This window comes from cyanobacterium endosymbiont of Rhopalodia gibberula (assembly GCF_003574135.1).
Taxonomy (GTDB): domain Bacteria; phylum Cyanobacteriota; class Cyanobacteriia; order Cyanobacteriales; family Microcystaceae; genus Rippkaea.
In genome coordinates, this window is the sequence record NZ_AP018341.1 from 942,876 (window position 1) to 954,718 (window position 11,843).

The 11,843-nt window shown below is 32.8% G+C and carries 10 protein-coding genes; 6 read left to right on the forward strand and 4 right to left on the reverse strand.

Annotated features, from left to right (window positions below; genetic code table 11):
* Positions 1-75 precede the first annotated feature (75 nt).
* Positions 76-720: a MotA/TolQ/ExbB proton channel family protein gene (locus tag RGRSB_RS03055; protein ID WP_172582112.1), complete on the forward strand. Its 645-nt coding sequence runs from the start codon at positions 76-78 to the stop codon at positions 718-720.
* Positions 721-746: 26 nt separating this feature from the next.
* Entirely contained in the window at positions 747-1,397 is a 651-nt protein-coding gene (locus RGRSB_RS03060) for an ExbD/TolR family protein (RefSeq protein ID WP_119259791.1), read from the forward strand.
* A gap of 70 nt (positions 1,398-1,467) precedes the next feature.
* Here RGRSB_RS03060 and RGRSB_RS03065 read toward each other — a convergent pair whose 3' ends face one another.
* Positions 1,468-1,905 carry a hypothetical protein gene (locus tag RGRSB_RS03065; protein ID WP_232014561.1) on the reverse strand — a complete coding sequence of 146 codons (438 nt, stop codon included), beginning with the start codon at positions 1,903-1,905 and terminating at the stop codon, positions 1,468-1,470.
* Positions 1,906-2,086: 181 nt separating this feature from the next.
* Here RGRSB_RS03065 and RGRSB_RS03070 point away from each other — a divergent pair, with 181 nt between their 5' ends.
* Positions 2,087-3,265: an extracellular solute-binding protein gene (locus tag RGRSB_RS03070; RefSeq protein ID WP_119259792.1), complete on the forward strand. Its 1,179-nt coding sequence runs from the start codon at positions 2,087-2,089 to the stop codon at positions 3,263-3,265.
* Between the two features lie 16 nt (positions 3,266-3,281).
* The gene (gene yidD / locus RGRSB_RS03075; RefSeq protein ID WP_119260929.1) at positions 3,282-3,518 is read left to right on the forward strand and encodes a membrane protein insertion efficiency factor YidD; all 237 of its coding nucleotides are present in this window, start codon (positions 3,282-3,284) and stop codon (positions 3,516-3,518) included.
* Between the two features lie 97 nt (positions 3,519-3,615).
* On the opposite strand, the gene RGRSB_RS03080 is transcribed toward yidD, so the two are convergent.
* From RGRSB_RS03080 to RGRSB_RS03090, 3 genes are all read right to left on the reverse strand, one after another.
* Complete coding sequence (locus tag RGRSB_RS03080) at positions 3,616-4,062, reverse strand: cupin domain-containing protein (RefSeq protein WP_232014562.1); 447 nt, start codon at positions 4,060-4,062, stop codon at positions 3,616-3,618.
* Between the two features lie 2,308 nt (positions 4,063-6,370).
* Positions 6,371-6,508, reverse strand: coding sequence for a pentapeptide repeat-containing protein (locus RGRSB_RS11025; protein WP_119260931.1), 138 nt, complete (start codon positions 6,506-6,508; stop codon positions 6,371-6,373).
* Between the two features lie 120 nt (positions 6,509-6,628).
* Entirely contained in the window at positions 6,629-8,542 is a 1,914-nt protein-coding gene (locus tag RGRSB_RS03090; protein WP_119259793.1) for an NAD(P)/FAD-dependent oxidoreductase, read from the reverse strand.
* 159 nt (positions 8,543-8,701) lie between these two features.
* On the opposite strand from RGRSB_RS03090, the gene RGRSB_RS03095 reads away from it, so the two are divergent.
* Both RGRSB_RS03095 and cobA read left to right on the forward strand, forming a co-directional pair.
* Positions 8,702-8,935: a hypothetical protein gene (locus RGRSB_RS03095; RefSeq protein ID WP_119259794.1), complete on the forward strand. Its 234-nt coding sequence runs from the start codon at positions 8,702-8,704 to the stop codon at positions 8,933-8,935.
* A gap of 24 nt (positions 8,936-8,959) precedes the next feature.
* Positions 8,960-10,489 carry a uroporphyrinogen-III C-methyltransferase gene (gene cobA, locus RGRSB_RS03100; protein ID WP_119259795.1) on the forward strand — a complete coding sequence of 510 codons (1,530 nt, stop codon included), beginning with the start codon at positions 8,960-8,962 and terminating at the stop codon, positions 10,487-10,489.
* Positions 10,490-11,843: the final 1,354 nt, after the last annotated feature.

Here is an 11,843-nt window from a genome sequence, read left to right on the forward strand (position 1 = left end):
AAGTTGGGGACAAGGAACGGAGGTAAGCTAAAGACCGTGAACATCGCAGAAATTATTCAAAAGGGTGGGGTGGCTATGGGCCCGCTCCTCTTCTTGTCGGTACTAGTATTAAGTACTATTATTGAGCGCTCCTGGTTTTGGGTAAGATTTCTCCTTAAAGAAGGGCAAATACTTAATCGAATCATGGATACCGCTGCTAGAAACTGGGATTTGGTTCCCAAGATTGCTAGAGAATACCGCAATCACCCTATGGGCAACTATCTTTATAGTCCCCTGAGATTGACTAATCCTGATCCTGAAGTCTTCCATTTAGCTTTAGAATCAGCTGCCGACGATGAATTGGCTCTCATGCGTCGAGGGGATAAGGTACTAGAAGCCGTCATTGCGCTGTCTCCTCTTTTGGGGTTGTTGGGTACAGTATTAGGACTAATTGGTTCTTTAAGTTCAATTCAGATTAGTGATCTCGGAACAGCCTCAACGGCTGGAGTTACCCTAGGGATCGGGGAAGCCTTAATTTCAACAGCAGTTGGTTTAATTGTGGCCATTGTTAGTTTAGTTTTTTATCGCATTTTTCAAGCCTTATGGTTCAATCAAGTGAGAGTTTTCCGTAAAACGGGCAGTGAATTGGAGGTCATTTATCGTCAACACTGGTTAGAAATAGACGATGATCGTTATTCTATAAGTACCGATTCGGAGCCTTCCGAAACAGCTGACCACTAACTTCTTTGATCTTAGTAAAGGTACTTATGACACAGGCCACTGGACAAAAACTAAAAAGTCAGAAAAATAAATCTCATGTTCACTCGCGCCCCCTAAAATTGTGGCAAGATACTTCTCTCCACCAGGAGGTTCGTATTGAAATCTTGCCGATGATAGATGTAATTTTTTGCATTTTGACCTTTTTTATTTTGGGGGCTGTGGGATTATCTCGTCAGCAGGCTATAAGCCTGGATTTACCTAAGGCTAGCACTGGAACACCGCAAATGCGAGAAATGTTGGTGGTTGGTCTCGATGATTTCGGTCAGGTATACGTGGAAAAACAACTGGTGACGCGCAACCAACTTTTTGATGCAATTAAAAACTATCACCAGTTTAATCCTAATGGTCTGATGGTTCTCCACGCTTCGGGAAATACTAGTTACAACGAAGTCATCCAAGTCCTTGATATGCTCAAGCAAGTGGGTGGTGATCGTGTCGCCCTAGCAACTTTACCAGGGGAGTCAGATCCTTCCAATAATGCTTTGAATCTGACTCCTTTGCCATCAAAAAATCAATTACCCGAGAATATTCCTAATTCCTGGCCACCAAAAACTCCGACCGGTCTAGAACAAGGATTCGGAGATTCCCCTGACATTCCTCTTAACCCTTCCTCATCAGGAGGTCCTACATCTCCTTAAACTCAACTTGCTAATTAACTCAAGTAAATAGTGTCCATCAAATATCTTTTTTAAGGATGAACTCATAAGACTAATCTTGTGAGTGAGCAACTTTCATAAAAGATAACCCAGATCGGCGATAGGCGAGTAGTTGTTCTTCCAACGCAGCAATTCGGTTATATGCTGCCGTTAGTTGAGCTGTTAGTCGGCGAACTTGAAGATCTCTTGAGAGAATTATCTCCCCTTCAGGGGAGAATACGCTCTGGTTATCACGGTCATCTGAAAGAATATCCTTGTGTTTAATCCCTAACTTCAAGGGTTTGTTAGTGATTAAAGGTTCGGTATTAGGACTCGGGATAAGATGAGAAACACAATCAAAAGATTTTTGATTGATGTTAGCAGAAACTTCTGACGGTTTTACCAAGGTGGAGATCTGTTGACTAACTTGTTCCACCATTTGATGAAGTTGATTGAATTTGTAATTAAGTTCATTAATTTGTTGCTGTAGCCCATCCATAAGAGTTCTCATAACTAACATTTAGATTTACATGTATTATCCTAGAAGTGACCAAGAAAAATCTTTACATACTCCCTATTAATTTAACGATTCGTTAACTATTCTTAGTTTAATTTTAAGAGACAAAATCATCGTTTATTTGCCATAGCTTTTTATAAGTTATTCAACAGTAATCATTGATACAATGTAAATTATGCTTAGTCGTCGTTCTTTTTTAAGAAGTGCAGGTACCCTGACACTAACGCAATTATTATCGGGATGCGACAATCAATCTACTGCACTAAGAGTTTTGTTGTTACAAGGCTCGATTCCTCCCCAGTTGTTAAAAGCTTTTCGTCAACAATTTTCTAAAGATCAGTCTCTTTCTTTCAAACCGACAGCTCAATTAAAAGATCTCTGGAAACAATTGCAAAGTTGGCAAGTGAAAAATCGAGATCCTCAAGGTCTTAAAGATTGGTTAAGTAAACTCCCCTTAATCGATAACACTTCCCATAAGATGAGCGATTTAGTCACCTTAGGAGATACTTGGTTAGAAAAAGCTATTCAGGATAAGTTAATTCAACCCCTGAGTTTAACTGAGATAGCAAATTGGCAAAAGCTGGGTTCTCGTTGGCAAGCTCTTGTTAAACGAGATGAAGTTGGAAATCTAGATTTACAAGGACAAATTTGGGGTGCACCTTACCGTTGGGGAACTACATTAATTGCCTATCATAGTGATCAATTTGAAACGTTAGGATGGACTCCAACCAATTGGGGAGATTTGTGGCGAGAAGAATTGCGCCATCGCATCGCAGTAGTCGATCAACCAAGGGAAATTATTGGTTTAACTCTAAAAAAACTTGGCTATTCTTATAATAGCCCAAATTTGTCCCAGATTCCTAACTTATCTTCGCAACTCCAAGCCCTAAACCAACAGGTAAAATATTATAGTTCTCGGTACTATTTACAACCTTTGATTATTGGAGATGTTTGGCTGAGTGTAGGTTGGTCTAGTGATATTCTACCTTTAATAGCTAAAAACCGGAAAATTAAGGCGATCATCCCCAAATCAGGAACCTCTATTTGGACAGATATATGGGTACAACCGAGAGCTAAAGAAAATAATATTGATCTATCGACATTGACGAAACAATGGATTGATTTTTGTTGGCAAGAATCATCAGTTAATCAAATTTCTTTATTAACTGATGGCGCCTCACCAATGATTCATACAATCCCAACAATATCCGCAAAAATAAAAACAAATCCCCTCCTATTTATTGATAAAAATATAATGAATAATTGCGATTTTATTGAACCACTATCTGAGCTAAATAAACAAGAATATAAAAAATTTTGGAAGGAGATGAGAAAATCTGAAAAAGGTGAATAATCAGGTAAAAATTGAAATGAAAAATGTCTTACTTTTACTTATTCGAATATATAAACGTTCGATTTCTCCTTTATTTCCTCCAAGTTGTCGTTTTCAACCTACTTGTTCTCAATATGGCTTAGAGGCTGTTGAGAAATTTGGCGCTATCAAAGGAACTTGGTTGACAATGAAAAGAATTTTACGCTGTCATCCTTTGGACCCAGGAGGTTATGATCCTGTTCCTTCACTAGAAGAAAATTTAAATAGAAAGTGACATTAGTTTTTGATAAAAAAATCTGCCTAATTTTTGGAAAAGAAAAGACAGATTTAATGAACTCGACAATAGCTCTTGTTGGGTTAGAAAAATTTACTTACGCTTGATGACGAGAGTAATCATCTTGGAAACGAATAATATCATCTTCTCCTAAATATTCCCCATTCTGAACTTCAATAAGAATTAATTTAATCACTCCTGGGTTTTCTAGGCGGTGGACCGTACATTGAGGAACATAAGTGGATTGGTTAGCCACTAAAATTTTTTCCTTATCTCCACAGATGACTCTAGCAGTTCCTGAAACAATAATCCAGTGCTCACTACGATGGTGGTGCATTTGTAAACTGAGACGGTGTCCAGGACTAACTTCAATCCGTTTAATCTTATATCCTGGCCCTTCCTCTAGGGTAGTGAATGATCCCCAAGGCCGCATTTCAGTAGTACATATACCGCTATGAGAAACAGAAAAAGGGATAGATACAGAACTATTTTTATTGTTAGTAGTCTCTTTTTTATTGCTAGTAACTTCTTTTGTTTGAAGCATAATATTTATTCCTCAGATGGCAAAAAATTAAAAATTTGATAATTCTACGACATTCGTTGAATACCGTAGCACAAATCATTCAAAATAGCAGTGAGCTCGCTGTAAACAATCAAAATAAATCTAATAACAAAATTACGAAATAAATTTGTCTTAATTCTCTATTAATAAATTTATTAAAACATTATTAGGTAGTCAGCAATAACTTTAATAAGTCTTGTAAAATAGATAAAATAGACAGCAATATTATGTAGATTTTATTTTATAAAATTCTCTATATAATCAAAAGTAAAAATATTTTATATATGGTAGATATTCTTTGTTTTTTTATAAAAAAAACAAGAGCTATTGAATTTATCTAGATATTAATTCTTTAAAATTAACTAATTCACAAAAATCTAGCCTATTTTTTATTTTTATCTTGTTTTTATACAATGCAATTTACAAATCAAGTAAATATTAGAAATAACCTAATTTTAGTGATAAGCATAAAATCTAATTGTTGTTGATTGCTTGAGTATTTTTTGCTAAAAAAACTATAAATACTAGAGTGATAAACTAAAAATAAATATTAAGATTTTAATTGATAAAAATAAAAAATACTAAGCAAAATAATGTAAGTTTTTTAAACTTATTTTTGATAGATACATGATAATAACAAAATAGCTAATATCAAATCTGAGTTACTTTAATTAGATTAAGCTAAATAAAAATTTTATTTTTTCTTCTATTCTAATGCCTTTAATAAATAAGAAAAGTTTTCTGAGTAGAAACAAACTAAAATAATTTTATTCTGTAACTTCGTTTAATTAAATTTTTATTGAGACATCAAAAACAAATTTATCAAAATATTTTATCCAATAAAAGTAGTGACAATACTTTTAAAAAAAATTACTTATGAAGATGGCTAATATATAACAATATTAAATTGATTAATGAAGTTGTTAAAGTTAATTATTGTTAACTATCGACGAGATAGTTATTGTTATAGAACACAATTTATAGATTATTAATGTCTATCTATTATTAAATATTTTAATAAACTTAAAAAGTTGCTATAATACTTTTTTTATATTTTCCTGCCATAATTTTTACAAAAAAAATTAAAAGTTTCTATATTTATCTAATTTTTGAGCAATAGCTGTACTATATTGATAATTTTACCGTAGATCTTTCCTGAGTCTCTTTGTTTAAATACTTTGTAAAAATTATAAAAATAACGTTATCTATTACTATTAGAATTATATTTTTATGAGAAAATAGTCACCTGCTCGGTATTTCAATTTTCTATACAAATTCCAGTAAAACTACATTGAGCTAAATCTATATTGAGTATGTTAGCCTAAATAAAAGTAAAATTGTAAAACAGTTTTTAAAAATGCTCATTAGACATTAGCTTGTATAAAAATTTAGCTAACATAATTAGAAGAGTAAGAATTATCAAATTTGATCCGTGCCTCAAAAATCTCTTCCACAATAAGAAGCAAGAAAGGATAAACAAAATAAAAGTCAAATCAACTTCCGACAAAAACTCGTAAGAATTTTTGACATAATTATAGAAATAGAAAGGAACAAAAGTTAATATGATAATTTATATTTATTTTAAATAAAAAATAAAGTAGTAGTACTTTGGAGTTGAGAATTAATAAATGTTCTGAATCTATTAATTATTTTTTCAATTAACTTCAATTTATTATCAATATTTTTTATTATTTCTTAGATTTTTCTAGTTAAAATAAACAATTATTTTTATAATTCATAATCCAATATTTAGTCTAATTGTCTCATATTATTTTAGCTACAATAAATAGTTTTTTTACACTAGTTGGCCAATTTTAACAGTCTTGATATCCACCAATCTTATTTTTCAATAAAATTCGCTCTAAAGCACTCTTTTAGCTCGTATTTTTTCTGGCAAAATAATGATATTTTACACTTTTATTATTTTTTTATTTAACTATGATAGTATTTATCCTGGGTAAGTTATGTAAAAATTTTAAAACAAGAGACAAATAAATTTAAAAAATACAGTAAAGATAAAGAAATAGATACTGTAATTGTTTTTGACAATTAATCAGTGCACACAAAAAGTTTAGTTAAAGCTAATATAAAATAATATAATCAAGATTATAGCTATATTTTCTTAAAAATTAGAGTCCAATATTAAATCTAATAAAAGAGAAATGGTATCAGGTATTAAATAAAAACTAATATAATTCCTGTAAGGATGTTTTAATATAAATTAAGCTATAATTACTTCAATATGGAGATACGCAATAATTTCTAGAAAAAATTTGTTTATATATACCTACTAAATAGTAGAAACTTCAGTAAATTCTTTCTTATCTAAATTGGTTACTTTTAAAGTGACTTTACTCAAGTTGAATTGTTTTAAATTGGCTCCATTAAGGTTTGCTTCCTGTAATTTAACTCGGATATATTTTTTTATAAATGTAACTCATGAATAATAATTAACTTTCATTTAGTTAAAAAATAAGAGTTTTATCTAAACAAACTAGTCAAATTTAGGTAATTTGAGAGAAAGCCCTAAAACTTAGATGATTATAAATTATTGATGCTTGTTTCTTGACCATAAATTTTTTAAAGCATCTAAAGTAAAATCAAGATAAGATCTTAACCACCGTAAAAGATCTTGAGTACCTGCCATTTCCCAAATCCAATATAATAACATCGGATTTTTTCGAGCAGCTTTTAAGGCTAATTGGCTAAATATTATCCAAGTAGTTTTATCTTTTATAAAAGTATCTGCTACCTCTGTAGGAGAATCTGCGAGGAGTCCAAAAAAGGTATTTAATACCGCATTAATTCTTTGAGGAGGTAAGGTTTTTCCGGTGGGAACCATCATTCCTTTAGAAAATAACCATGTTACGGCAACATTACTTTGATAGGCACGAATTTCATTTAAATCTTTTGCTGTTAAACAATTATTTTTTAGTGCTACATCTAAAGAGCGAGTTAAACTACCCAAATTACGGACTAAAGAGCCGAAACCTGTAAAAATCAAAGGGGATTGTAAAGAAGCAGCATCCCCAATGGATAAAACTCGCTCAAAAGCTACTTGACGATCACGTTTACCCACAGAAAAGTGACCTGGAATATAACCAAACGTTGGTTTTTTCCAAACTAATTTCTCTAAATCACAGCGACGATACTCCGGTAGAATATTGAAAAAGTCTTCATACATTTCCAATAAAGATCCAGGGTTTTCAGAATTTACTTGATGATAATGAAACAAATAAATTGTCAACTCATCTCCTTTGCCTGGAAATAATTCCCAAATTAATTGTCGTCCACGGGAAATATCTCCATGAGAGTTTAACACATCTCCATATTTTGAGTTCCAAACTTTGGGAGATAATCCTTCAACAACTGCCCCAACTGTCGGACAAACACTATTAAAGGTTTGCTTGCCATTCATTTGCCAAGCAATAGGAGAAGCTGTTCCCATAGCATCAATTAATAATTTTCCCCTCACTTGTTGAGAAGTTCTATTATTTAAGTCAACTAACTGTATAGTTACTCCATCAGTGTCAATATCAGCACGAATAAATTCTGTTTTATCTAATATTTTACCTCCTAATTTAAGTATTTTTTTTCCACATAAATTTAAAAATTTAGTAGTATCAATGGCAATATTTAAAACTGTGGGAGTATGTAAAACCTTTGCTTTAAGATGAAGAGGATTATTGCCATCAAAAAATTTGTTAAATCCATCAACATATTCCCTAACAATAATACTTTCAAATTCTTCTGGAGTAAATAATCCCAAATCAATTAAAGTTTGAAATTCGGAACGGGAAATATTCCATTCTCGGTTCATCCGTCCAAAAGCTAATCGTTCTACTACTAACACTTGATAGCCTAATTGTGCCATGACCGCCGCATGAATCGCCCCTAAAGCACCACCAACATAAATAAGATCGTAAGCCATCATAGTTTCTTTGGAGGATTTTTGACAGTCAAATATGACCTGTTTGGGTTTTTGTAGGTTTCGTACCCCTTCACGCCAGCGTTTTTCCCACCAATACACCCTTTGTAAGTCTGTTTCCCCTTGGGGCATTTTTCGAAAAAAATGAACAGTTTGGGGATAATTATCTTCTAAGGACTCAAAGATTGAAGTTTTTGATAAATCGAGATCATAAATTTGGGAATATTGAGGGGGAAAAACCTGTTGAATGTCCTTGGTTAATTGATGGCAAATATTTCTCTCTGAAGGAAATGGCTTTTTTCCCCAACGAAACATTTTAAGATAAGTCGTTCGTTGAACTGACCAAAGAAAAATTGATAACTCTGTCTCGGAAATGGTAAGTCTAGTTAATATAGAATTAGAGATTACTTGCAACCGAATACCTTGGGGGGTAATCATCTTTTGTCCTACGTGGGGAGTCCATTTATCTTGTAACCAGTTAGAGACAATATCTATATGAGGTGTTGGAATTTCTAAGTAAAGGATTTCTTGCATCTCAAAATTGTTAGGGAAAAAATTAAGAAAAAATACAGAATTGACTTTTGTATAAAAAACTAAACTTATGTTCTGCTGTAGAATGACAGATACTTTTATAAAACTTTACAATTGTTTCGTATCATCATCTATATTATCTAATGCCGTAGTTGAGTTGTTATGCATTATCCCATCCCTACTAGTCTTGAAGAAATCTTTGCCCTCTGCAGTCAACCTGTTGATGAAGAAATGATTGTTGTGGCAATCGCTGGTGTTGTTAAACTTGCCCGTTCTCAGGGACAATCGTTAGATGAGTTAACCGCCGAAGTTTTACAAGATGACCCTATGCTCGATCTCGTTCAACGCCGTTGGCTGAGTAATCTTGTAGAGCAAGCATGGCAAGTGTTACCTTGAAATAAGTTGAAGGCATGAGAGTAGATGAGTGATCGTCCAGGGAAAGTTTATTTAGTAGGGGCGGGAATTGGTTCTGTTGCTTATTTAACCCTCAGAGGACAACAGTTACTAAATAACGCCCAAGTTCTAATTTATGACAGTTTGGTTGATTCTCAACTTCTCGATTTAGTCCCAGAAAATTGTCTTAAGCTAAATGTAGGGAAACGAGGAGGCTTCCCTAGTGCCAATCAAAATACCATTAATCAGCTTTTAGTGACTTATTGTCTTCAAGGAAAACAGATAATTAGGTTAAAAAGTGGCGATCCCTCAATTTTTGGTCGAGTTGACTCTGAAATTAAAGTCCTAACCCAAGCAAATTGTAATTATGAATTAGTCCCAGGGATTTCTTCGGCCTTGGCTGCCCCCTTCTTAGCTGGAATTCCTCTAACAGACAAAAAGTTAAGTTGCTGTTTCACGGTGTTGACAGGTCATAAACCGGATTTACTTAACTGGAAAGCCTTAGCCAAAATAGACACATTAGTCATTTTAATGGCAGGAAGAACATTACCTCAAATTGTCTCTCAGTTACAAAAAAATGGGCGATTATCTTCAGAACCTACTGCGATTATCCGTCACGGGGGCAGCCCTCGACAAGAGGTTTGGATCTCGACGTTAGGAGATATAGTAGATCAGGTATCAGAGGTATCTTTATCTCCTGCAGTGATTGTTATTGGCGAAGTAGTTGGTCTAAGAAATGTGGACTTTTCTTACAGTCCCCTTGCAGGACAAACGGTTTTAGTTACCCGTGCAGCAGGACAATCAAATCAGTTTAGTATGTTGTTACAACAACAGGGAGCAAGAGTAATTGAAATGCCGGCTTTAGAAATTATTCCCCCGTCGAGTTGGAAGGGTTTAGATCATGCTATTGAGAAACTGTCTAGCTTTGATTGGCTAATTTTTGCCTCAGCAAATGGAATTAAATTCTTTTTTCAAAGATTAGAAACTTTAGGTGAAGATGCTCGGGCATTAGCAGGGATTAAACTAGCAGTAGTGGGGAAGAAAACAGCTTATGTACTAAAAAAATATGGATTAAAACCTGATTTTATTCCCCCTGATTTTATAGCTGATTCATTAGTGGATAATTTTCCAGAATCTTTAGATAATAAGAATATTTTATTTCCTCGTGTTGAAACAGGAGGTCGAGATCTTTTAGTTAAAAAATTAAAACAGCAAGGAGCGCAAGTCTTAGAAATAGCTACTTATCAGTCAGGGTGTCCTAATAAGATTGATTCTAAAGCTTGGGAAGTTTTACAACAAGAGAAAGTTAATATCATTACCTTTACTAGTTCCAAAACTGTTCATAATTTTCATCATTTAATCTCCCAGCAGTTAGGGAGGATATCACAAAAAAAAATATCATCCATTCTAGCTAAAATTATTATCGCATCTATTGGACCTCAGACCTCTAAAACCTGTTATGAGCTTTTAGGAAAAACTGATATTGAAGCCAGAGAATATACCTTAGAAGGATTAACAAAAGCGCTAGTAGCAAAAATAGGAAATGGGCAATACTAAAAAATTAAATTAGGCTTAAATATTCCTATAAACGTTTTGGATATCTTCTATTTCTTAGGTAGAGATTATTAGCCTTAAAAAAAATATGATTAGCATTGTTGAACTTTCAAGAGATGTCATTAAGAACATGGTTCAAAACTTCTTTAACCTTTTTCGATAAACTGCTGGCTAAATCAACTGATATTGAGATACTTATTGACTTAGCAATTAAAATGATTGATAGAAATATTAATGTAAGATTTCAAGATAGAAGCTGTGATATGTTCCTTCAATTAGTTCGCTACAACTATTGATTTTAAAAATATCAACTTAGTCTTCCATGATTTTCTTTACTTCCTAGTAAAAATTTTATCTTTTGTGATTTATCTAGAGAAATTATGTCTTCAATTGTCTTATTTAAGTTATTTTTCTCACTAGTACTTCTCGGGAACGGTTAGCCGCTCAATTCAATAGTTGAATCGATAACTTGATAGAGAAACAGGTAAAAAGCTATAGATTTGATAAATCAGTCTCTATTAATTTTAATCAAGTTATTCTTATGAACTATTTGCTCTATAGTTAAGGGTAAAACAAAGCCTGCCTAAGCGCCATTTCAATTGGGCTGTTTAAACAAACTTAGTTTCTAAGCTATCAAATTTTACGCTGATTCTACGAGATTTAAAAATAGGATTATTATCCCTCAATATTTAAGTCAAAATACAACAAGGTTGACAGTTATATAAAATAGTAATAATGACCGCCAACAATTAAGACTATGATGATTGTTTAAAAACAACAGGACGCAAAGTTAACCTACCCTTTGCCCTAAATCCATATAAAGTTTTTCAGGTAAATAAGTATACGCAATAACTTGAGCACAAAAGTTGACAAAACAGTTCGAAACACTTTGATCTCTTGAATGTTCAATCTGTAAGATATTTTTATGTTAGTTATTAACCGTTTCAATTTAAAAACGCTTATGAAGCAAAAGTTTATTAGTCAGTTTCACTAACTTTCAGTTCATCTTCTATTGAGGATAAGTAACTAACTGAAGTTTTTTTAGATATAACTTTTTAAGGAGTTATTGAGTGATATATACTCGGTTCCCTGATAATTTGCTAATTATATCCTGCTTTAACTTAGGAACTAGATTATGGTCATCTACAACCGAGTGTAGTTTGTCTACTTAAATGTTATTCCACGGAACTTTAGTCATATCCAACTAATCCTTATAAAACTTGGTATATTCTCTGTGCGAGTTTGGAGAAGGATTTCTATTTTAGAAAAATCAGTAAAGCCAATTACTATCATCTCTCTTTTTCAAGTTATTAAAAAACATCATAGCAACATCATTGTCCAGGACATAAAATACAAA

Excerpts from the sequence above, each read along its gene's own strand:
- RGRSB_RS03055 (WP_172582112.1), top strand. The coding sequence starts at position 76 with ATGGGCCCGCTCCTCTTCTTGTCGGTACTAGTATTAAGTACTATTATT.
- RGRSB_RS03060 (WP_119259791.1), top strand. The coding sequence starts at position 747 with ATGACACAGGCCACTGGACAAAAACTAAAAAGTCAGAAAAATAAATCT.
- RGRSB_RS03065 (WP_232014561.1), bottom strand. The coding sequence starts at position 1,905 with ATGAGAACTCTTATGGATGGGCTACAGCAACAAATTAATGAACTTAAT.
- RGRSB_RS03070 (WP_119259792.1), top strand. The coding sequence starts at position 2,087 with ATGCTTAGTCGTCGTTCTTTTTTAAGAAGTGCAGGTACCCTGACACTA.
- yidD (WP_119260929.1), top strand. The coding sequence starts at position 3,282 with ATGAAAAATGTCTTACTTTTACTTATTCGAATATATAAACGTTCGATT.
- RGRSB_RS03080 (WP_232014562.1), bottom strand. The coding sequence starts at position 4,062 with ATGCTTCAAACAAAAGAAGTTACTAGCAATAAAAAAGAGACTACTAAC.
- RGRSB_RS03090 (WP_119259793.1), bottom strand. The coding sequence starts at position 8,542 with ATGCAAGAAATCCTTTACTTAGAAATTCCAACACCTCATATAGATATT.
- RGRSB_RS03095 (WP_119259794.1), top strand. The coding sequence starts at position 8,702 with ATGCATTATCCCATCCCTACTAGTCTTGAAGAAATCTTTGCCCTCTGC.
- cobA (WP_119259795.1), top strand. The coding sequence starts at position 8,960 with ATGAGTGATCGTCCAGGGAAAGTTTATTTAGTAGGGGCGGGAATTGGT.